Origin of the sequence: Lonsdalea quercina, assembly GCF_900107885.1 — a bacterium.
Classification (GTDB): Bacteria; Pseudomonadota; Gammaproteobacteria; order Enterobacterales; family Enterobacteriaceae; genus Lonsdalea; species Lonsdalea quercina.
The window spans coordinates 45,446-66,115 of record NZ_FNQS01000006.1 but is presented as its reverse complement, the minus strand read 5'-3'; the positions used below and the strand labels follow the sequence as shown (position 1 = coordinate 66,115).

Genomic DNA, 20,670 nt, shown 5'->3' with positions numbered 1-20,670 from the left:
AGCAAGACGGCAACCCCTTCCGTTGCCCCAGCACGCACAACCATCGCGTTAAGTTATGTCACCACAACAAAGCGCTATTAGCCTCTGCGCTGAATTCACTTTTATGCTCTTCCCGACCTGGGTCATTCATCGACCTGCTTTCGCACCGTGCCGCTCGCCTGATCCTGCCGTGGCAGGCCTCACCGGCATGACGCCCCTGACTGACTGGAATCTCCGCACATGCCTGAAATTGCCGATCGCCTGAAAAATGTCACCGTTTCCGCTTCTGTGGCTATGACGCAGAAAGCGCGGGACCTCGCCGCACAAGGTATCCACGTTATTGGCTTATCGACCGGCGAGCCGGATTTTCCCACGCCGCCACATGCCACGGAGGCCGCCTACGCCGCCGCGCTGGCGGGCGATACCCGCTATCCGCCCACCGACGGGACACCGGCGCTGCGCGCGGCTATTCAGCGCAAGTTCAAGCGCGACAACCATCTGGACTACGACATCAGTCAGATCATTACCGCCGGCGGCGCCAAGCAGATAATCTTCAACGCCTTTATGGCGACGATCAATCCGGGCGACGAAGTGCTGCTGCCGTCTCCGTCGTGGATCAGCTATGCCGATATCGTGAAATTCGCAGGCGGCGTTCCGGTCTCCGTGGCCTGTCCGCAGGAAAACAACTTCAAGCCTTACCCGGAAGACATCGAAGCGGCCATCACCGCGAAAACCAAATGGCTGCTGCTTAATTACCCCAGCAACCCCACCGGTTCGGTCGCCAGCCGGGCCGATTTGCAGGGCATCGCGGACGTCATGCTGCGACATCCCGACATTTGGATCCTGAGCGACGATATTTATGAGCATTTGATTTACGACGACGTGACTTTTTATACGATGGCGGAAGTCGAACCCCGCCTGCAAGATCGCGTCCTGACGGTCAATGGCGTCTCAAAAGCCTGGTCGATGACCGGCTGGCGGCTGGGCTTCTGCGGCGGACCGAGCGCTCTGATTAAAGCGATGAGCAACGTCAATACACAGAACGCCGGCGGCGTGACCACGCTTACTCAGGCGGCGGCCGTCGCGGTCCTGAACGGCCCGCAGGATCTGCTGAAAGAACGCGCGGAGATTTATCGCCAGCGGCGCGACTATGTCCTGGAGCGCCTGACCTCCATTCACGGCCTGCTGTGCCACAAACCTCAGGGCGCGTTTTACCTGTTTGTGAACATCGCCGCGTTTATCGGCAAAACCACCCAAGGCGGCCGCTTTATCGCCAACGACGCCGACTTCGTGATGGCGCTGATGGAAGAGCACCACGTGGTGACGGTACAGGGCGCGGCCTACGGCATGAGTCCGTTCTTCCGCCTCTCTTATGCGACCAGCATGGAGATACTGCAAAAAGGCTGCGACCGTCTGGCGACCTTTTGCGAAGGGATGCGTTAAACGCCGTTTCAACGATGCCGACAAATTAACGGGGCCGATTTTGCGCCCCGTTTTTTATGCCCGCAGGTCGCAACCGACGCCCACAGGATCCCTTTCAGCGGCACGTCATGCCGCCAGACTCGGCGTTATTTATAAGGAGTCATTGGGGGAGCACGGCGCGGAAGCAGGGAGAAACGATCATCGAAAAGACGTGGCGGCAGCCCGCCAACGGTGGTGCTGCGGCCTGATGGACGGCTGCGCGGCATGAAAAGCTGACCCGCGGCGATCTATCCGTTCAGCGCCGCGGCAGCAACCTGATGACAACAGCGGGAGACGCCAAGCAGATACGCGTTCACTGCGCGGTTGACGGCAATCGCCTCGGCGGCATCGCTTTCAACCAATTGCAGGCGATCGCCCGCCTGCGCCTGGCCCAATCGCCAGAGGTCGTCTTCGATGACGCCCGCAATTTTAGGATAGCCGCCCGCCGTATTGGCGTCGCTCAGCTGAATAATGGGTTCTCCCGCCGGAGGCACCTGCACAATGCCGGGGATTAACCCGTAGGAGCGCATTTCCACCGTTCGGGACGGGACGAGCGGCTCGCCGCTCAGGCGATAGCCGGTACGGTCGCTGTGCCGGGATATGATCCACGACTGCGACCAGAACCGCGCGGCGTCGTGGGCAAACAGATCGAATTCGCCGGAGGGGATCGCCCGTAGTTGAATGACGCCTTCCGGGCTGACAGGAAAGATATCAGCCAGGGCCTCGTCAGGCGGCACCGCGCCAATACCGCCGGTTGGTAGCGAACACGACGTCGCGTTTCCCGCCGGCAAACGGTCGCCTTGCGTCAACGGGCGGCCATCCAGTCCGCCGAAGTTGCCGCGCAGCGCGGTGCTCCGCGATCCCATAACCACAGGCACATCAATCCCCCCCGCCACACACAGATAACCCCGAGCGCCACGGCGAGGATAGGACATCTCCAACACCTGCCCGGCCTGCACCTCGCAGGCCCACCAGGGCGGCAGCGCTTTGCCATCCAGCGCGGCGCGGCAATCGGCGCCGGTCAGGGCGATGGCGCCATCAGCGGTGAAACGGACGCGAAAAGGGAAAAGTTGAACCTCAATCCCGGCCGCATTTTCGTCATTGCCGAGCATAATATTGCCGACGCGCAGCGCCAGTGCATCCATCACCCCGCTGACCGAGACGCCGATATGGCGAAAGCCGGTGCGTCCAAGATCCTGAATGGTATTCAACGGACCGGTTTTCATCACCTCAATCACAGTTCAATCCTCTCAGGCAGAAAACGGACGTTGTCTCCGGGCGCCATGACCGCAGGCGTTTCCGCCCAAGGGTCGAACAGCGGCAGATCGGCGAAGCCGATCGCGTTCCAGCCGTTCGGTCCGGTTAACGCCGACACCCCCGTCTGCGCACCGCCGATGGTCACGGTACCTTTCAACATATTTAGCGACGGCACTTTTTTACGTGGCGTCGCCAGCGCCGGGTCCAGACCATGCAAATAGCCGAATCCCGGCGCGCTGCCGAGCGCAAAAACCGTGTACTCGCCCTGATAGTGACGGCGGATAACCTCTTTTGCCGTCAGCCCGGTAAAGGCGCACACGGCATCCAGATCCGTCGCGTGCTCCCCGCCGTAGCAGACAGGAATTTCAATCAGTTTTCCCTGAGAGGCAACGGCCCGCGCACGATCCCAACCGTCCCGCAGCAGATGGACGACGGTGGACGGCTCCGGCGGGATGTGCTTGAACAGCACCAGCAGGTTGGTCACGCCGGGGATCAGCGATTCGATATCGTCACGCTGCCGCAGTAACGCAGCCAGCGCCCAGATGCGCCTTTGCGCCGGCAGGTCGAACTCGCCCGGCGCATCGACCAGATAGGCCCGGCCGCCAATCGTAGACACGTTTACCTGCTCGCCCTGACTGACGAGCGTCAAGGAGACGCGCCCCGGCACGTCGCGCGACAGCATGGTCATGAGTTATTCCAGCGGTTCGAATTTCAGACTTGAAAGCGGCTGCACTTTTTCTTCGCGCACCATCTTGTACTCGGTGTTCGGCCCAATCCAGGTATTCCAGATAGCATCGATAGCGCCGGCGTCGTCCATCGCCTTCAGGCTGCGATTCACTTCCGCCAGCAGCGCAGGCTCGTCTTTTTTCATGCCGACGCCGATCGGCTCCAGCGCCATCGGCTCTTTAATCATACCCAGCTCGATACCGTCTTTTTTCGCCTGGGAGATCATTTTGATGGCGGTCATGGTGTTGGTGACGAAGCCCACCACCTTGTTCTGCTCCAGCGCCAGGAAAGCGGAGGCCGCATCCTGGAAGGTGACGGCTTTCGCGCCCGCCAGATGGATGGATTGTTCGGAGGTGGTGCCTTTGGTCGCGCTGATGCGTTTATCTTTAAAGTCCGCCCGCGTTTTATTTTCGTTCGGCTTCTTCACCACCAGCATCTCTTTCGCCACATAGTACGGGTCGCTGAACTGGATTTGGTTGCCGCGCGTTTTGGTATACGCCAGGTTGGCGACCAGCACATCGGCGCGGCCGGTGGCGATGACGGCGATACGCGCCTCAATCGAGGTCGGCATCAGATTGGCCTTAACCCCCATCTCCTTCGCCAGCGCATGACACAGATCGACATCCATTCCGGCCAACTGGCGCGTTTTGGGATCGGGAGAAGAGAATGGCGGCACGTCGGAGTAAACCGCACAGTTTAACTGGCCGCGAGCGTGGATATCCGCGAGTAAATCCGCCTGGGCGACGGGTGACAACACCGTCAACAAAGGCAGGGTCAATACGGCACCCGAAAGCAATTTCAATTTCATCACGAGCTCCCCGCTATTTTAATTAATTTTCAGTGTTCTTCTGCGCAGGCACGGCAGAAGCGATATGAAATAAGGTATTAAAAATAAAGAGATAACCGCTAAAACTTCGCGTGACTCTTCCAGCAGTCTGACTATAGAAGTGATGAAAGCCGATGTATAAGACGGAAAGTGTGTGTGGTGATATGCAATTTGTATGACGGGGATAAATATAAGGAAAAACTATCCAGACAGAACGAAATTATCTTAACGGCCGCGAAGACAGTCACTCTATGGTAAGGACGATTTCCCGCATCAGGAAAGCGAAAGCCGATATTGCAGCCAGAGAGTGAAAATAGACAATGAATTCCAGAATGGGCGTACTCCTGAAAATAATGTCGGCGCTGTGCGCGACATTAATGCTGGCATGCGTCAAAGGATTAAACGGCGCGATCCCCACCGGCGAAGTCATTTTTTTTCGTTCGTTCGTGGCGCTATTTCCCCTGCTTATCTGGCTCAAGTTTCAAGGCAATATTCTCGATTTAATCAAAACCCGCAATTTGTTTGGCCATCTCATCCGTGGTTTTTCCGGCACGGGCGGTATGTATTTCAACTATCTGGCGCTGGTCTATATTTCGTTGGCGGACGTGACCGCCATCAGCTACGCCGCGCCGTTATTTACCGTCATCATGGCGGCGATATTGTTGAAAGAGATCGTCCGCTTTTATCGTTGGCTGGCCGTCGTGGTCGGCTTCTCGGGCATTCTTGTGATGCTGTCGGCGTATCTCGGCGCCAACGGGTCTCTCTTTGCTTCGACCTCCGGCATCGGCACCGGCTCAGCCATCGGTGCCATTTTCGCGTTGCTGGCCGCGCTCTGCACCGCCGCTTCGTCGATACAAATTCGTTTCCTCAACGGCGTGGAAAAGCCCGGAGCCATCGTATTTTATTTCTCGCTGATGACGATGTTTATCGGTCTGGGGACACTGTATTTCGGCTGGCTGATGCCGACGTTTCCGCAGCTCCTCCTGCTGATTGGCTGCGGTTTTTTCGGCGGTATGGCGCAGATACTGATTACCCTGAGCCTGCGCTACGCCGACGCCTCGCTATTGGCTCCTTTCGATTACACCACGCTGGTCTGGTCAATGCTGATAGGGTATCTCTTCCTTGATAGCGTGCCGGGAGGCTCGACCATCGCCGGCGCGGCGATCATCGCCTGCGCCGGCATCTTCACCGTCTGGTGTGAACGGCGTCAGAAGAAAACGGGCATTCGGCGCTCCGTTGTTTAGTCGTGAATTTATTAAATAATCTCCCTCTTTTTACCCGCCACGCTGATTGATCCGCGGTGAGAAATCATCTCAACCTAATGTATTGATAATATTTTCACCCCAGGATCATTCTTCTTAAGAGTAATCACTGTTTTTTTATTTACAGCTCCGCCCATTAAAGTCATTCTCACTCCCTTCAACGAAAAATAATTTCATTCACCCTGAGTATGAAAAATATCAGTTTACAATTTATTACTTCTACTGGAGAGTTTTATCTTCTTATAAGAATAAGCTTGGGTTTTTGGAGGCCGGCCTGTTGTTAACTTTAGTTAAAAAAGATGCTATCCTCTCTATCCGTTGTTGGATGACATCATTTCATACCAGTGGAAATAGGGGTTTTCGCGATCGACAATTAACTTTATAACATAGAGGTTAATAGTGATTTAGCGGGTGCTTTTAAAAGAAAAGACCATGAAAGTAGAGAATTTACAATACAAATATTATCGCACCTTCCATGCGCTGCGCTTAACGATTTCTTTTATTTTCGCTTTACTCCTATTGGCAAAACTGGATTTGGTCAAAGACGTCTCATGGATCCTGATCACCATGGTCGTCATCATGGGCCCGATGTCCTATAAAGGCAGCGTCTATCCCCGGGCTATCCAGCGCTCGACCGGCACCTTGATTGGCATTATTTTCGGTATTCTTTCGTTTTATGCCGGGAAATATACCTTTTCGGGCATGATTGTGATCATCGCCCTCGGTATATTTACCTGCGGCTATTTGACGTTGAGTAAAATCCCTTATGCCGGGATACTGATTGGTATTACGCTTTCAGTGACCGTCAGCGCGTCGGGCGGGAATCTGGATATCGCGCTGTGGCGAATTTCCGACGTTTTTATCGGCTGCGTCATCGCCGTCATTTTTTCCAGTATTTTACCGCATAAAGCGAGTATTCACTGGAATATAGAGCTGTATAAACTCATATCCAATCTGCATCAGCTTTACTGCGCTAACTTATCGCGTAATCTATTCAACCGGCCCGAATTAAAAAATCTTAACAGTATTAATAAAAAAGCCATCTCCAATATATTAAAACTCTCCATACCTGCCCAGAAAGAAACCAGAATAGATAAAAAAACTTATGCTTCATTGCAGGAAACCATTCTCGATATCGTCTCTTATCTGAATTTGATTGAAAAAGCCTTCTGGGATTGTTCTGTGAGTCACCATATTATTTGTGCCTCTTCGCTGTCGAAAAAGACTAATTATGCGATCGATTACCGCTTCAAACTTTTACAGGCGCTTATTCGCGACGATATTAACGATCCTGATGCCATAAAGAAATTCCACCATAAAGAGTTCGAACAAGATGTGATGGAGGAACTGCGTTCGACGCTGCTAAATCAGCACGCCGGAAACGACATCGCGATAGAGAACAAAATTTACGGCTATTTCTATCTGGGTACCCAGATTATCGACAAGCTGGATGCGTTGGCCATGCTGCTGAGCACGATGAAGACGCAGCAGCGCAGGCATGTCCACCTGCGCGTCAGGAATCGCACCGAATAACGCTTTTCGCCTCCTGACCGCGCCCGCGGCTGGCTACGCGGCTCATCCAGACCTTAAGCGACCTCGAGAGACGCAGAATACCTTTGAAAGTCTCTACGCACTCATTCTCTTTTTTACGCGCCGGATTTGATGTACAAGATAATGACTCTCAATACGATAACGTACTGAATAAATTTGATTATTCTTCTTTTTGATTCTCTGTTTTATATCAAAATAGCACTAGCGGGTAGCCGCTAGGATAAAAATTCCATGCCAGACCACGAAGCCGCTATCCTTGATATGACTTCCACACCTGCCCCAAGCTTTTCGCTCTGGCTGGGCGATTAAAAAGTGTGACGGTCGTCACCCAAAAAGTAAGCAAGCGCTTACTTTTTGCTTTTTTATAGATAAAGTAAGACGCGGTATCGGCCTTAAAGCAATGCCGTATCCTGCTTCAACACGATCTTATCGGGAGAAGATATGAATCGGTTTATCGTCGCAAACGCCAAGGACTGCATCGGCTGTAAAGCCTGCGAGATTGCCTGTGTGATTACCCATAACCATGGCGCTTATCCTGAAAGCGCGGAAAACTTTTCCCCTCGTATTCACGTCTTTCATAAAGCCGAGCTACATACGGCGGTCACCTGCCATCATTGCGAAGACGCTCCCTGCGCCGCCATGTGCCCGACACAGGCATTGGTGAAAAAAGAGAACAGCGTTCAGGTTATCGCCGAGAAATGCATTGGGTGTAAGACCTGCGTCGTCGTCTGTCCCTTTGGCGCGATATCCGTGGAAACAACAGAAAAAACGCCGGATACCGCCTCCGCTCACAAATGCGACCTCTGTATCGGCAGAGCCGAAGGTCAGGCTTGCGTTGAAGCCTGCCCCACCCAAGCGCTGCATTTAGTTAGTGAGCACACACTAAAGCAACAGCGTCAGGAAAAACAACGCGAGACGGCTCTGCGTTCCGCGCCCGGTAACTGGCGCGCCGCGCCGCCCTATAACCCTTCGCGCCCCCCTCTGCTGAATAAACGCAAAGGCTGGCCGCGGATGGACGCCATCAAGAAACCGCTAAATGAGCGCGTTTCCACGTTCAATGAAATCTACCTGGGCTTTACGCCGGAGCAGGTCCAGGATCAAGGCGGACGCTGCATGACCTGCGGTCAGCACTCCGTCTGCGAATGGACTTGCCCGCTACATAACAACATCCCTGAACTTCTGCGCCTGGCGAAAGAAGGCCGCATCATGGAAGCCGTGGAGCTGTCGCATCGCACCAGCAGTCTGCCCGAGATCTGCGGGCGGGTCTGCCCGCAGGATCGTCTGTGCGAAGGCGCCTGTACGCTCGGAAAAGAAGCATATGGCGCGGTGACCATCGGCAACATCGAGCGTTACATCACAGACAGCGCGCTGAAAATGGGCTGGAAACCCGATCTGAATCAGGTCAAGCCGACCGGTAAACGGGCGGCGATTATCGGCGCTGGCCCCGCCGGGCTGGCTTGTGCAGATGTCCTCACGCGTAACGGCGTCAAAGCGGTGGTCTTCGATCGGCATCCCGAGATAGGCGGCCTGCTGACATTCGGTATCCCCTCCTTCAAGCTGGATAAAGATGTACTCATCCAGCGCCGAGTTCTGTTTGAGGGCATGGGCATCGAATTTCATCTCAATACCGAGGTCGGGCGCGATATCTCGCTGACGCAACTGTTGAATGAATTCGACACCGTTTTCGTCGGCGTCGGCACCTACCGCTCCATGAAAGCCGGTCTGGATAATGAAGACGCACCGGGCGTTTATGATGCGCTGCCGTTCCTGGTGGCCAATACCAAACGGGTTATGGGCTTGCCGGACCTGGAAGATGAACCTTATGTCTCGATGCAGGGCAAACGCGTGCTGGTGCTCGGCGGCGGCGATACCGCCATGGATTGCGTACGCACTTCAATCCGACAAGGGGCGGAGTCGGTCACCTGCGCCTATCGTCGCGACGAGGCGAATATGCCGGGGTCGAAAAAAGAGGTGAAAAATGCTCGCGAGGAAGGGGTGGAGTTCATGTTCAACGTACAGCCGCAGAAAATCTGCCTCAACGAACAGGGCGAAGTCTGCGGCGTCAGCCTCATCCGTACCGAGCTGGGAGAGCCGGATGCCAGCGGCCGCCGGCGTCCGCAGCCGGTTGAAGGCTCCGAGTTCATCCACCCGGTGGATGCGGTGATTACGGCGTTCGGCTTTCAGTCTCATGCGATGCCGTGGCTGGATGACGCACAGGTACAGCGCAACAAGTGGGGGCAGATCGAGGCTCAACCGGTCGGCCGCAATGCCTGCCAAACCAGTCATTCACGCATTTTCGCCGGCGGTGACGCCGTACGCGGCGCCGATCTGGTGGTCACGGCGATCGCTGACGGCCGTAAGGCGGCGCGCAGTATGATCAATGCGATGAGCGAACCGCAAACTGCCACGTCGACATCCCGCGTCGACTCGCAGGAGCTGGTGCGATGAATGCGTTCGTGATTGCCGACGCCAGCCAATGCATTGGCTGCCGCACCTGTGAAGTCGCCTGCGCCGTCGCCCACACGAGCGGCGGGCTAAGCAGCCTGAATACCGCGTCATTCGCCCCCAGGCTAACGGTGATCAAAAGCGCCGAGGTCAGCGTGCCGGTGCTCTGCCACCAGTGCGAGAACGCTCCCTGCGCCAGCGCCTGCCCGCAGGGAGCCTTGGTCGCCCAGAACGACAGCATTCAGGTGGTTTCATCACAATGTATCGGCTGTAAAAGCTGCGTCATTGCCTGTCCCTTCGGTGCGATTCGGGTGGTGACCTCGCCACAGGAGAAGGGAGAACCGCACGCCCGCAGCGAAGTGCACAAGTGCGACTTGTGCCATGACGTGGCAGATGGACCATCCTGCGTCAGAGTCTGCCCGACCTCGGCCCTGCGGCTGGTAACGCCCGACGGGCTGCGCCAACAAAGGGAAGAGCGGCAACGGCAGTCGGCTGGAGAGCGTTCCCATTCGCACACGCAGTAGCGTTACAGGCAGTTTTGGCGCCACGACAGCAGATTGGACATAAAAACATCGGTCATCCCATCAAGCCGTGCCCTTGTCTCCCGGGCGATCCTGCTGACGGCAACTCTCCTTGTTTCAACGAGGCAAGGAGAGAATTTTGGCGAAAACAACATACGCACTCACTGTTGAACATTAATCCGTTAATTTGTGCTTAGTTAATATTTTTGTCTGTGATATATAGCATCACAGCGTTTATATCGTCTCAGCTAACCTCGGACGCCCCGATTTGCGTCATTATCATGGAGTGAATTATGACCTGCCATTTCGTCAGGTGGACCAGCACGGAAGTTTTGCCCAGTCTGCAACGCCTGTCTGACGACCTGATCGCCTCAACGCAGAGTTTTTCGATGAAACGGCGCGAACGCTATCTGAAAAGCCGGGCGTTATTGGCAGAACTCATGTTTTATCTGTTTGGCTATCCGATGCTGCCCCCTTTGATGACCGCGCCTAACGGCCGCCCCTGCTTTAGCGATATCAACCTGCCCAGTTTCAGCCTGGGCTATGCGGGGAATACCATCGGACTGCTATTGAGCGAGACGGGCAGTGTGGGGATGAGTATGGAGATCGTTCACGTGCGAGCGTCGCAACAGCCGCAGTCGGTGTGGCAAACGCAGGCGGAGAAGGCGTGGGTAGACGCTCAGATCGATCCGCTGGAAGCCGCCTCTCAGCTCGCCGTCATCCGCCAGTCCGTGCTCAAAATACCGGGATTCAATCTGGACGGCAGTAAGTCGTTGAAGCTTCATCCGGCGTCAGGGCGACTGCGCGTGGCGTATTTGCCGGAAGTGGAGGCGATGAGCGACATTGACGATTATCTGGCGTGGGCCTGCGCCCGGACGCCGCAGCTAAACCGGCTGGTACTGTGGAACTACACGGTGGCGGGAGGGCTTAGTAAAACGTCGGAGATTATTCAACAACAGCGCCAATCAACGCGGTTTATGAAACTGACCAGCCGCTCGGCGGAGAAGAAATAACGCGGCTGTCGCCGCGTTAAGTTTGTCATACATTAATGCGCGTCGACGAAGACAATTTTCAGCAGGAACAGCACCGCGACCACCACCACGCAGGGGCTGATTTCACGCCAGCGTCCGGTCGCCGCTTTCATCACGCAGTAGGAGATAAACCCAAGGGCGATCCCTTCGGTGATAGAAAAGCTGAACGGCATCATGACGGCGGTGATAAACGCCGGCACGGCTTCCGTCAGGTCTTCCCATTTCACGCGTGACAGGCTGGACGTCATCAGTACGCCCACGTAGATCAGCGCGCCCGCAGCCGCGTAAGCCGGCACCATCCCCGCCAGCGGCGACAGGAACATCACCAGCAGGAACAACACGCCCACCACAACGGCCGTCAGGCCGGTGCGACCGCCGACAGAAACGCCGGAGGAGCTTTCGATATAAGCGGTAACCGAGGACGTTCCGATAAAGGCGCCCGCGACTGAGCTGATGCTGTCCACATAGAGCGCTCGCTTCATCCCAGGGAACTTGCCCTTTTCGTCCGCCAGCCCGGCTTTCTCGGTCACGCCGATCAGCGTACCGGAGGAGTCGAACAAGTTAACCAGCATGAAGGAGAAAATGACGCCGGAGAGTCCGAGATTCAACGCTCCCGCCAAATCGACCTGACCAACGACGTTAGTGACGCTCGGCGGAAGCGAGAAGACGCCGGTATATTTCACATCACCCAGCAGCAGGCCGATGGCCGTTGTGATAACGATGGAGATCAGCACCGCGGCATGAATGCTGCGGGAGGCAAGTACCACGATGATGAAGAAGCCGAGTACACCCAACAACACGCTGTGTGAGGTCAGTTTACCCACCGCAACCAACGTGTCCGCATTCGGCACGATGATCCCGGCGTTTTTCAGCCCCATCATCGCGATAAACAGGCCGATGCCGCTGGCGATACCCAGACGCAGACACTGTGGGATATTGGCGATCATCCAGTAGCGGATCTGGAACACGGACAAGAGCAGGAAACCGATTGCGCCCCAGAAAATAGCGCCCATCGCTACCTGCCAGGGCAGGCCCATCGCGCCGACCACGGCAAAAGCGAAAAAGGCGTTAAGCCCCATCGCAGGCGCCAACGCCACCGGCAAGTTCGCCAGCAGGCCCATCAGGATACTGCCGAAGGCGGCGATCAAACAGGTGGTGACAAAGACAGCCTGCGTATCCATACCGGCCACGCCGAGGATTTGCGGGTTAACAAAAACGATGTAGACCATCGTCAGGAACGTCGTAAAGCCCGCGATCGTTTCAGTACGCGCCGTGGTGCCGTGCTGACGTAATTTGAACACGCGTTGCAACAGCCCACGCTCAGACGCGGAGCCAGTTTGAGATTTATCCATGAGTCATAATAGCCTGAAGAAAGGGAAAGATTATCCGTCAGGTATCCTATACCAAAATTCTCAGCGGTTGACGCTGTTGCCCCGTTTTTTTATCTACCATAAGGACATCCTATGCATAGGCAAGAAAAGTCCGCAGAGTGACGCTGAGAACACGTCGCGTTTGCGGGCGAATCCGACCTTTTCCCGCGGACACAAGCCATTACAACCGCATCATTGTGCAGTAAAGTAAGGTTATCTTTTGTCTCCCCGGTAAGGACGCTCATGTCCCAGATTGAGTGCATTTTCTTTGACTGCGACGGAACGTTGGTCGATACCGAAGTTTTGTGCTGTCAGGCCTATGTCAATGTGTTTGCCGCCTACAACGTATCGCTGGCATTAGAACAATTCATCGCCGAGTTTAAAGGCGTCAGGCTCCACGACATTATTCTCCGCACCTGCGAACGTTATCATTTGACGCAAGACACGGCCGTGCTGGAGCAGGAGTACCGCGACGAGATAGCCCGTTTGTTTGATGCAGCCCTGCAACCCATTCCGGGCGTACGCGACCTGCTGGAAAAACTGCAGGTGCCGACGGCGGTCGTCTCGAACGGGCCGGTGAGTAAAATGCAGCGTACGCTGGGGAAGACGGCACTTCTGCCCTTTTTCGGCGACAATCTTTACAGCGGCTATGACATTCAGACCTGGAAACCGGATCCGGCGATCCTCTACTACGCCGCTGACCAGATGAAGGTGGCGATCGAACAGTGCATTTTAGTCGAGGACTCAGAGGCCGGCGTACAAGCCGGCATCTCCGCCGGGATCCCGGTGTTTTACTACTGCGCCGATGCGCTCAACCGGCCCATTCATCACCCGCTGGTCACCCAGTTCGACGATATGCGCCAACTGCCCACGCTCTGGCGTGAGCGTGGCTGGTCTCAGTTGACGCCAGAGCGCTGAGCCGTCAGGCCGTCGCCTTTCCTTCGGCGACTTTCTGGACCCGACGGCCGCCGTAGCGGCGGCTGATGCCGGTCGCCAGCACATCTAGCACCAAGCACATAACGAAATAAACCAATGCCACGAACAAGAAGACCTCCAGCGGATACACCATGCTGCGGTTGTTGACCTGCGTCGCCAGAAACGTCAGCTCGCCGACGCCCACGATATACGCCAGCGACGTATCTTTGATCAGGGAAATCCACTGGTTGATGAACGAAGGCACCATCATGCGGAGCGCCTGCGGCAAGATGATGTAGCCTAACGTCTGCCAGCGATTAAAGCCAAGCGATAGCCCCGCCTGCCACTGACCACGCCCAATAGCCACAATCCCGGCCTTAACCCCGTGCGCCAGATAAGCGGAGGCGATCAGCGCCAGCGCACAAACGACGGTGGTGATCTCCGGTATATCCACGCCGAACAGCACCGGGAGTAGGAAATAAGTCCAGAAAATCAGCATGATGACGGGAATAGCACGGAAAAATCCCAGCACCATCGCCAGCAGCGCGGCCAGCCAGCCCCGGGACATGGCGAGTGCGATGCCGAGCACCGTGCCCAGCACGGCCGAGGCAACGCCCGCCATCAGGCTGATCGCTAACGTCAGCGCCGCCCCGCCCAGTGGCCCTTCGGGAAACGTGCCCCACATCAGATAGGTAACGTTATCGCGGATGATCGTAAAATCCATTTCAGCGCCCCTCCGTCGACTGCCGCTGTTGACGCCACATGCCCCATCCTTCGAGCACGGCAATGGCGCCGATATAAAACACCGTGGCGACGCCGAAGGCCTGAAAGGTGCGGAGCGTTTCGGTTTCCACCTGACGTGATGCGTATGACAGTTCCGCCACGCCGATCGCCATCGCCAGCGACGAGTTCTTGATGACGTTCATGTACTGCCCCAGCAACGGCGGAAAGGCGATGCGCAGCGCCTGCGGCAACAGCACATAGCGCATCGCCTGCCAGCCGGTCAGGCCGAGCGCCTGCGCGGCATACTTCTGCCCTGTCGCGACGCCGGCCATCCCCGCGCGCAGTTCTTCAGCGATAAAGGCGCTGGAATAGAGCGTCAGTCCCAGCAGTCCGGCGAGAAATTCAAAGGAAGGCCACGGCAGTGCGAATCCCAACGCAGAAAGTTCATGCGGGGCGTTCAGCCACTGCATCACCGACGACGGAAACAGCTGCCCGGCCCCGAAGTACCAGAAAAATAGCTGAACCAGTAGCGGCGTGTTGCGAAACAGCGCGCTATAGGCGATAGCCAGCCAACGCATAACGTGCACGTGACTGTCGCGGGCGGCGGCCAGCACCATGCCAAATAGCGTAGCCATGACCACGGTGGCGGCGGAGAGGCCGAGGGTCATCAGGAAACCTTGCCACAGCCATGCCAGATAGTTCGGCGCAAGCAGCCACTGCGTCAGCCAGTGTTGTATCGGTTCAGGAAACATCATAAACAACGATGCCCTTCGAGGTACGGAGGGCGAATGAGAACGTCAGTCATCTGTGGGGAGATCAGCTTTTAGGTTGTTGATCTAACGGCGCGAATTTAAAGTCGCCGCGCGGCTGGGCGGAAAGCGAATCCGGCCCAAACCACCGGTTGTAGATCTTCTCTGCCTCGCCGCGCTTTTCCAGATCCGCCAGTGCTTCATTGACCTTTTGCGTCAGCGCCTCTTCCCCTTTGGGAATCCCCACCCCCTGATATTCGCGCGTGATGCTGAACGGAGAGATTTCAAACTCCGCCTTCTGCGCCGCCGGTACGTTCGCCAGCAGACCAACCAGTTTGGCGTCATCCTGCGTTATCGCCTGCACATTGCCGTTACGCAAAGCGGCGAAGGCCAGTGGGGTGTCGTCATAGGAAATGACTTTCGCCGTAGGGTAGTGCTCGCGCAGCGTAATTTCCTGCACGGTGCCTTTATCCGCCCCAATGCGCAGATTTTTGATGTCTTCCGGGGTTTTCAACACGCCTTTACGGGCAATGAATTTTTGTCCGGTGGAGAAATAAGGAATACTGAAGTTCACCTGTTTGGCGCGTTCGTCGGTGATGGTGAAGTTGGCGGCGATAAGATCGACTTTTTTGGACACCAGCAGAGGGATACGGTTAGCGGGGTTGGTCGCGCGCAGCTCGACTTTAACGCCCAACGCCTTGCCGACGGCTTCAGCAATATCGACATCGTAGCCCACCAGCTTTTTGCTCTGCGGGTCCACATAGCCAAACGGCGGATTACTGTCGAAAACGGCGACTTTCACCACGCCTGACTTCTGAATATCCGCCAATTTATCCGCCTGCGCGGTCCCTGAAATCGCGGCCAGTCCGGCCACCAGCGTTAACGCCAAAAAGCGATGTTTCATGTGTTATCCCTGCCCCATTTTTTATTGGTTATAGGCTAACACCCGACAAAATATAGGGAAATAACATATCCGACTATAATATAATGTTATGTTACATATCTCGCCGGTCACGCATTTCGTCTGACGGGAAAAGAAAAAGCCCCGCAATGCGGGGCTGATAGGTCATACCGGAACCAGGACGTTAGCGGTCTTTTTTCGCATCATTTTCGATGAGCAGTTTTTCCAGCGCATCGCCGCCGACATGGCGGAAATCCTGACCCTTGACGAAATAGAAAATAATTTCGCAAATGTTCTGGCAGCGATCGCCGATTCGTTCGATGGAGCGCGCGCAAAACAGGGCGGTCAGCACACTCGGGATGGTGCGTGAGTCTTCCATCATGTAAGTCATGAGCTGACGCACGATGCCCTCGTACTCCTTGTCCACCTTGCGATCTTCCCGATAGATGCGGATCGCTTCTTCCAGATCCATACGGGCAAACGCGTCCAGCACGTCGTGCAGCATCTGCACCGTGTGCAACCCCATAGACTCCAGGCTGACCAACAGCGGCTGGTGCTGGTGGGAAAATTTCTCCAGCGCCGTGCTGCAGATTTTGTCCGCCACGTCGCCGATGCGCTCCAGTTCGGAAATCGTCTTGATGATCGCCATGACCAGACGCAGATCGCTCGCCGTGGGCTGACGTTTGGCAATGATGCGCACGCAGGCCTCATCAATGCTCACTTCCATCATATTGACCTTGGCGTCGCCTTCGATGACGCGCTTGGCCAGGTCTTCGTCCTGGTTATGCATCGCCGTGATGGCGTCCGTCAGTTGCTGTTCGACCAGCCCGCCCATCGTCATCACCTGAGTGCGAATATGCTCAAGTTCCGCATTGAACTGACCGGAGATATGTTTATTCAGATTGAGGTTTTCCATCAAACTCCCCTGATCAACCGTAGCGACCGGTGATGTAGTCTTCGGTCTGTTTCTGCTGTGGCGCAGTAAACAGCGTGTCGGTGTCGCTGAATTCAATCAGCTCTCCCAGGTACATGAACGCCGTATGATCGGAACAGCGCGCTGCTTGCTGCATGTTATGGGTAACAATCACCACCGTGTAGTCTTTCTTCAATTCGGAGATCAGCTCTTCGATGCGACCCGTGGAGATCGGGTCCAGCGCCGAGCAGGGCTCATCCAGCAAAAGAACGTCAGGCCGGATGGCGATCCCGCGTGCGATGCACAGACGCTGCTGCTGACCGCCGGACAGGCTGTAACCGCTCTGGTGCAGCTTGTCTTTGGTTTCCTGCCACAGCGCCGCCTTGGTCAGCGCCCATTGCACACGTTCGTCCATCTCTACGCGAGACAGCTTCTCAAACAGACGAACGCCGAAGGCGATGTTGTCATAAATCGACATCGGGAACGGCGTCGGTTTCTGGAAAACCATGCCCACTTTGGCGCGTAACAGGGCGATATCCTGGCTATCAGTGAGGATGTTGTTTCCATCCAGCAGGATTTCTCCTTCGGCGCGCTGCTCCGGATAAAGCTGATACATTTTGTTCAATGTGCGCAACAGCGTCGATTTACCGCACCCTGACGGACCGATAAACGCAGTGACCTGATTCTGGGCGATATCCAGCGTGATGTTTTTCAGCGCGTGAAATTTTCCATAATAGAAATTCAGATCACGCACCTGGATTTTGCTGGTGGATGTCTCAGTAACGATACTCATCAAGACTTCTCTCTTATAGCGGTGCTGCTGCTTCGCAACACTCGACAGGGTTTTAGGCGCTTTTCTTAGCGAACAGCACGCGCGCCACAATATTCAGCAACAGAACGCAGAGCGTAATCAGCAACACCCCCGCCCAGGCCAAATCCTGCCACTCTTTGAACGGACTCATGGCGAACTTGAAGATCGTCACCGGCAGGTTAGCTATCGGGTTCATCAGGTCGGTGCTCCAGAACTGATTCGACAACGAGGTGAACAGCAGCGGCGCCGTTTCCCCGGCAATACGCGCCACCGCCAGCAAAATCCCGGTGATGATGCCTGACACGGAGGCTTTCAGGGTGATGGCGGAAATCATTTTCCACTTCGGCGTTCCCAGCGCATAGGCGGCTTCGCGCAGACTGTCCGGCACCAGCTTCAGCATGTTTTCAGTCGTGCGGATCACGATCGGCACCTGCAACAGCGCCAATGCGATCACGCCAGCCCAGCCGGAGAAATGCTCCATCTTCGCCACGACCAGCGTATAGACGAAGAGACCCACCACGATGGAAGGCGCCGACAGCAAAATATCGTTAATGAAGCGAATCACTTCGGCAATCAGTGATTTACGGCCGTACTCCGCCAGGTAGATCCCGGCCAGAATGCCCAGCGGCGTGCCGAACAATGTGGCCCATAAGATGAGCAACCCGCTGCCGACGATCGCATTCGCCAAACCGCCTCCAGGGGTATTGGGCGGCGGCGTCATCTCAGTGAACAGCGCCATCGACATGCCGTCGAATCCCCGGGTAAAGGTGGAGAACAAAATCCAGATCAGCCAGAACAGCCCAAACGCCATGGTCAACATCGACAAGCACAGCGCAATGCGGTTTTTCTGGCGACGCCAGGACTGCATTTTGCGTCGATTACGCGCGACCTCGTCGCTGCGTTCGATATCCATCGTCGCCATCAGCTCGCTCCCTCATTTTTCGCCAGTCGCATGACCATGAATTTTGAGCAGGCCAGGACAATGAACGTAATCACAAACAGAATCAGCCCCAGCTCCATCAGCGCCGCGGTATGCAGGCCGGTATCCGCCTCGGCGAATTCGTTGGCCAACGCGGAGGTGATGCTGTTACCGGGCATAAACAGCGAAACGCTGTCCAACTGATAGGTATTACCGATAATGAAGGTCACCGCCATGGTCTCGCCCAGCGCGCGCCCCAGCCCCAGCATGACGCCGCCAATGACCCCATTTTTAGTGAATGGCAGCACGATGTGCCAGATCACTTCCCAGGTGGTGCACCCAATGCCGTAAGCCGACTCTTTCATCATCACCGGCGTCTGCTCGAAGACGTCGCGCATGACGGCGGCGATATAAGGGATGATCATAATGGCCAGAATCACGCCTGCGGCCAGAATACCAATGCCGAAGGCAGGACCGGAGAACAAGGAACCCACGAACGGGATCGCGGACAACACGTTTCCTACCGGCTGTTGGAAATATTGCGCGAACAGCGGCGCAAAAATAAACAGCCCCCACATGCCGTACACAATGCTGGGGATAGCCGCCAGCAGCTCGATGGCGACGCCCAGCGGACGCCTCAACCAGCCGGGAGCCAGCTCCGTCAGAAACAACGCGATGCCGAAACTGATGGGAATCGCGATGATGAGCGCGATCAGGGAGGTGACGACAGTGCCGTAAATCGGCACCAAAGCGCCGAATTTCCCCGCAGGCGCATCCCACTCTTTCGTCCATAGGAATGAAAAACCGAAGGTTTGAATACTGGGCCACGACGCAATAATCAGCGAAACGATAATACCGCCCAGCAGCAGCAACGTTAACAGCGCCGCCAACCGGACCACCGCGCCGAAGATCACGTCGCCATGTTTTCCTGGTGGAGTAATGGTTGGCTTATATTCAGCCATACAACTCTCTTCCTAATAAACTGGGATAACCCAATGAAATGTTCAAAGGTGGATAGGCCGTTTCCGGTTTATCCACCTCTCAGTGACCGCCTAATGGGAAACGTTCTATCGTACAACGTACGATTAGTACAGGGCTTTACCCTCACTGTCTTTAATCTGGGTTTTCCATGCGGCGCGAACCTGTTCAACCACTTCTTTCGGCAGCGTCGCGTAATCCAGCGCTTCCGCCTGAGCGGCGCCTTTATCGTATGCCCAGTCGAAGAACTTCAGCACTTCTTTGCCGATCTCAGGTTTACCCTGGGTTTTTTGCAGCAAGATGAAGGTGGTAGAGGTAATCGGCCACACATCGTCGCCTTTCTGGTCCGTCAGATCCTGCGCGAAGGACTTGCTCCAGTCCACGCCTTTCGCCGCGTTGCTGAACGAGGCGCCTGATGGGCTGACCGCTTTGCCATCTGCGGAGATCAGCTTGGTGTAAACCAGGTTATTCTGTTTGGCGTAAGCGTATTCAACGTAGCCGATCGACCCCGGCAGGCGCTGTACGAAAGCGGCGATCCCATCGTTGCCTTTACCGCCCAGACCGGTCGGCCAGTTCACCGTGTTGCCGGAACCGACTTTCTCTTTCCATTGCGCATTCACTTTCGCCAGGTAGCTGGTGAAGACATACGACGTGCCTGACCCATCGGCGCGGCGGACCACGGCGATATCCTGGTTCGGCAGCGTCACATTCGGGTTCAGCTTGGCGATGGCCGGATCGTTCCATTTTTTGATGGTGCCCAGGTAGATATCACCCAGCGTTTTGCCGTCCAGCGTCAATTCGCCCTGCTTCACGCCCTGAACGTTGACCGCCAGCACGATACCGCCAATGACGGTCGGGAACTGAAACAGATGATCCTGAGCCAGCTTCTCATCCTTCAGCGGAGCGTCGGATGCGCCGAAGTCTACGGTTTTAGCCGTCACCTGCTTCACCCCGCCGGAAGAACCAATGCCTTGATAGTTGACTTTATTGCCGGTTTCTTTCTGGTAGGAGTCAGCCCATTTGGCATAGACCGGAGCGGGAAAAGTCGCGCCTGCGCCGGTAATGTTAACGGCAGCGAAGGCAGAAACGGCGGTCAGAGAAACACCTGCTGCAACAAGACCGGCAACAGTGGTACGAATCAGTTTCATAATCCCTCCTGTGGGATATTATCGACATGTAGACCCAGAGCGAGCGTGTATTATCAGAGTGTAGTTTGCTGCAGCAAAAAATAGGTCAATTCGGTGACAGTAAAATGTACGAAATATGACATTTTTATGACAGCCCCGGTATTTAAAAGAACGAATTAATGAATGCTCTATTTCGCCGCTAATT

At 55.7% G+C, this 20,670-nt stretch carries 19 protein-coding genes; 7 read left to right on the top strand and 12 right to left on the bottom strand.

Translation table 11 applies throughout. From position 1 onward, the window contains the following. The first annotated feature begins 219 nt into the window (after window positions 1–219). Window positions 220–1,422 carry a pyridoxal phosphate-dependent aminotransferase gene (locus tag BLU64_RS09775; RefSeq protein WP_026743802.1) on the top strand — a complete coding sequence of 401 codons (1,203 nt, stop codon included), beginning with the start codon at window positions 220–222 and terminating at the stop codon, window positions 1,420–1,422. Window positions 1,423–1,688: 266 nt separating this feature from the next. Here the strand turns inward: BLU64_RS09775 and BLU64_RS09770 are convergent, their stop codons facing one another. Genes BLU64_RS09770 through BLU64_RS09760 form a run of 3 tightly spaced genes read right to left on the bottom strand, consistent with a single transcriptional unit; the run spans window position 1,689 to window position 4,231 of the window. Continuing rightward, on the bottom strand, window positions 1,689–2,678 hold the full coding sequence (locus BLU64_RS09770) for a 5-oxoprolinase subunit C family protein (RefSeq protein WP_026743801.1): 990 nt from the start codon (window positions 2,676–2,678) through the stop codon (window positions 1,689–1,691). After that, window positions 2,675–3,379 carry a 5-oxoprolinase subunit PxpB gene (gene pxpB / locus BLU64_RS09765; protein WP_051625587.1) on the bottom strand — a complete coding sequence of 235 codons (705 nt, stop codon included), beginning with the start codon at window positions 3,377–3,379 and terminating at the stop codon, window positions 2,675–2,677. The genes BLU64_RS09770 and pxpB overlap by 4 nt, the downstream gene beginning before the upstream one ends. A gap of 9 nt (window positions 3,380–3,388) precedes the next feature. Next, window positions 3,389–4,231 (bottom strand): transporter substrate-binding domain-containing protein, encoded by an 843-nt coding sequence (locus tag BLU64_RS09760; RefSeq protein ID WP_026743799.1) that lies wholly within the window; start codon window positions 4,229–4,231, stop codon window positions 3,389–3,391. Window positions 4,232–4,569: 338 nt separating this feature from the next. Here BLU64_RS09760 and BLU64_RS09755 point away from each other — a divergent pair, with 338 nt between their 5' ends. The 5 genes from BLU64_RS09755 (at window position 4,570) to BLU64_RS09735 (ending at window position 11,041) form a co-directional block, all read left to right on the top strand. Then, on the top strand, window positions 4,570–5,493 hold the full coding sequence (locus BLU64_RS09755; protein WP_026743798.1) for a DMT family transporter: 924 nt from the start codon (window positions 4,570–4,572) through the stop codon (window positions 5,491–5,493). A gap of 450 nt (window positions 5,494–5,943) precedes the next feature. After that, window positions 5,944–7,044 (top strand): FUSC family protein, encoded by a 1,101-nt coding sequence (locus BLU64_RS09750; protein ID WP_074728532.1) that lies wholly within the window; start codon window positions 5,944–5,946, stop codon window positions 7,042–7,044. Between the two features lie 459 nt (window positions 7,045–7,503). Further along, the gene (aegA, locus tag BLU64_RS09745; RefSeq protein ID WP_074728530.1) at window positions 7,504–9,510 is read left to right on the top strand and encodes a formate-dependent uric acid utilization protein AegA; all 2,007 of its coding nucleotides are present in this window, start codon (window positions 7,504–7,506) and stop codon (window positions 9,508–9,510) included. After that, the gene (locus BLU64_RS09740) at window positions 9,507–10,031 is read left to right on the top strand and encodes a 4Fe-4S dicluster domain-containing protein (RefSeq protein WP_074728528.1); all 525 of its coding nucleotides are present in this window, start codon (window positions 9,507–9,509) and stop codon (window positions 10,029–10,031) included. Before aegA ends, BLU64_RS09740 begins: the two co-directional genes overlap by 4 nt. A 290-nt stretch (window positions 10,032–10,321) precedes the next feature. Continuing rightward, window positions 10,322–11,041, top strand: a complete 720-nt coding sequence (locus BLU64_RS09735) for a 4'-phosphopantetheinyl transferase family protein (protein ID WP_074728526.1) — start codon at window positions 10,322–10,324, stop codon at window positions 11,039–11,041. Window positions 11,042–11,073: 32 nt separating this feature from the next. Here the strand turns inward: BLU64_RS09735 and BLU64_RS09730 are convergent, their stop codons facing one another. After that, window positions 11,074–12,411 carry an NCS2 family permease gene (locus tag BLU64_RS09730; RefSeq protein WP_074728524.1) on the bottom strand — a complete coding sequence of 446 codons (1,338 nt, stop codon included), beginning with the start codon at window positions 12,409–12,411 and terminating at the stop codon, window positions 11,074–11,076. A 261-nt stretch (window positions 12,412–12,672) separates the two neighbouring features. On the opposite strand from BLU64_RS09730, the gene yieH reads away from it, so the two are divergent. Beyond that, window positions 12,673–13,347 carry a 6-phosphogluconate phosphatase gene (yieH, locus tag BLU64_RS09725; protein WP_074728522.1) on the top strand — a complete coding sequence of 225 codons (675 nt, stop codon included), beginning with the start codon at window positions 12,673–12,675 and terminating at the stop codon, window positions 13,345–13,347. A gap of 4 nt (window positions 13,348–13,351) precedes the next feature. Here yieH and BLU64_RS09720 read toward each other — a convergent pair whose 3' ends face one another. The 8 genes from BLU64_RS09720 to pstS all read right to left on the bottom strand — a co-directional run bounded on the left by BLU64_RS09720 (window position 13,352) and on the right by pstS (window position 20,486). Beyond that, window positions 13,352–14,068, bottom strand: coding sequence for an amino acid ABC transporter permease (locus BLU64_RS09720; RefSeq protein WP_074728520.1), 717 nt, complete (start codon window positions 14,066–14,068; stop codon window positions 13,352–13,354). A 1-nt stretch (window position 14,069) separates the two neighbouring features. After that, window positions 14,070–14,819 (bottom strand): amino acid ABC transporter permease, encoded by a 750-nt coding sequence (locus tag BLU64_RS09715; RefSeq protein ID WP_394296487.1) that lies wholly within the window; start codon window positions 14,817–14,819, stop codon window positions 14,070–14,072. 64 nt (window positions 14,820–14,883) lie between these two features. After that, the gene (locus tag BLU64_RS09710; RefSeq protein WP_074728518.1) at window positions 14,884–15,720 is read right to left on the bottom strand and encodes an ABC transporter substrate-binding protein; all 837 of its coding nucleotides are present in this window, start codon (window positions 15,718–15,720) and stop codon (window positions 14,884–14,886) included. A 181-nt stretch (window positions 15,721–15,901) separates the two neighbouring features. Then, entirely contained in the window at window positions 15,902–16,633 is a 732-nt protein-coding gene (gene phoU, locus BLU64_RS09705) for a phosphate signaling complex protein PhoU (RefSeq protein WP_026743789.1), read from the bottom strand. A gap of 13 nt (window positions 16,634–16,646) precedes the next feature. Then, window positions 16,647–17,423 (bottom strand): phosphate ABC transporter ATP-binding protein PstB, encoded by a 777-nt coding sequence (gene pstB, locus BLU64_RS09700; protein WP_026743788.1) that lies wholly within the window; start codon window positions 17,421–17,423, stop codon window positions 16,647–16,649. A 52-nt stretch (window positions 17,424–17,475) separates the two neighbouring features. Continuing rightward, window positions 17,476–18,363 (bottom strand): phosphate ABC transporter permease PstA, encoded by an 888-nt coding sequence (pstA, locus tag BLU64_RS09695; RefSeq protein WP_026743787.1) that lies wholly within the window; start codon window positions 18,361–18,363, stop codon window positions 17,476–17,478. Beyond that, complete coding sequence (pstC, locus tag BLU64_RS09690; RefSeq protein ID WP_026743786.1) at window positions 18,363–19,322, bottom strand: phosphate ABC transporter permease PstC; 960 nt, start codon at window positions 19,320–19,322, stop codon at window positions 18,363–18,365. Before pstC ends, pstA begins: the two co-directional genes overlap by 1 nt. Window positions 19,323–19,445: 123 nt before the next feature. Next, complete coding sequence (gene pstS, locus BLU64_RS09685; RefSeq protein ID WP_026743785.1) at window positions 19,446–20,486, bottom strand: phosphate ABC transporter substrate-binding protein PstS; 1,041 nt, start codon at window positions 20,484–20,486, stop codon at window positions 19,446–19,448. Between the last annotated feature and the right edge of the window lie 184 nt (window positions 20,487–20,670).

Coding starts and splice junctions, on each gene's coding strand:
- pxpB (WP_051625587.1), bottom strand. CDS start 3,379: ATGCTGTCGCGCGACGTGCCGGGGCGCGTCTCCTTGACGCTCGTCAGT.
- BLU64_RS09750 (WP_074728532.1), top strand. CDS start 5,944: ATGAAAGTAGAGAATTTACAATACAAATATTATCGCACCTTCCATGCG.
- BLU64_RS09735 (WP_074728526.1), top strand. CDS start 10,322: ATGACCTGCCATTTCGTCAGGTGGACCAGCACGGAAGTTTTGCCCAGT.
- BLU64_RS09775 (WP_026743802.1), top strand. CDS start 220: ATGCCTGAAATTGCCGATCGCCTGAAAAATGTCACCGTTTCCGCTTCT.
- BLU64_RS09715 (WP_394296487.1), bottom strand. CDS start 14,819: ATGTTTCCTGAACCGATACAACACTGGCTGACGCAGTGGCTGCTTGCG.
- BLU64_RS09740 (WP_074728528.1), top strand. CDS start 9,507: ATGAATGCGTTCGTGATTGCCGACGCCAGCCAATGCATTGGCTGCCGC.
- BLU64_RS09710 (WP_074728518.1), bottom strand. CDS start 15,720: ATGAAACATCGCTTTTTGGCGTTAACGCTGGTGGCCGGACTGGCCGCG.
- phoU (WP_026743789.1), bottom strand. CDS start 16,633: ATGGAAAACCTCAATCTGAATAAACATATCTCCGGTCAGTTCAATGCG.
- pstA (WP_026743787.1), bottom strand. CDS start 18,363: ATGGCGACGATGGATATCGAACGCAGCGACGAGGTCGCGCGTAATCGA.
- yieH (WP_074728522.1), top strand. CDS start 12,673: ATGTCCCAGATTGAGTGCATTTTCTTTGACTGCGACGGAACGTTGGTC.
- pstB (WP_026743788.1), bottom strand. CDS start 17,423: ATGAGTATCGTTACTGAGACATCCACCAGCAAAATCCAGGTGCGTGAT.
- aegA (WP_074728530.1), top strand. CDS start 7,504: ATGAATCGGTTTATCGTCGCAAACGCCAAGGACTGCATCGGCTGTAAA.
- BLU64_RS09720 (WP_074728520.1), bottom strand. CDS start 14,068: ATGGATTTTACGATCATCCGCGATAACGTTACCTATCTGATGTGGGGC.
- pstS (WP_026743785.1), bottom strand. CDS start 20,486: ATGAAACTGATTCGTACCACTGTTGCCGGTCTTGTTGCAGCAGGTGTT.
- BLU64_RS09730 (WP_074728524.1), bottom strand. CDS start 12,411: ATGGATAAATCTCAAACTGGCTCCGCGTCTGAGCGTGGGCTGTTGCAA.
- BLU64_RS09760 (WP_026743799.1), bottom strand. CDS start 4,231: ATGAAATTGAAATTGCTTTCGGGTGCCGTATTGACCCTGCCTTTGTTG.
- pstC (WP_026743786.1), bottom strand. CDS start 19,322: ATGGCTGAATATAAGCCAACCATTACTCCACCAGGAAAACATGGCGAC.
- BLU64_RS09755 (WP_026743798.1), top strand. CDS start 4,570: ATGAATTCCAGAATGGGCGTACTCCTGAAAATAATGTCGGCGCTGTGC.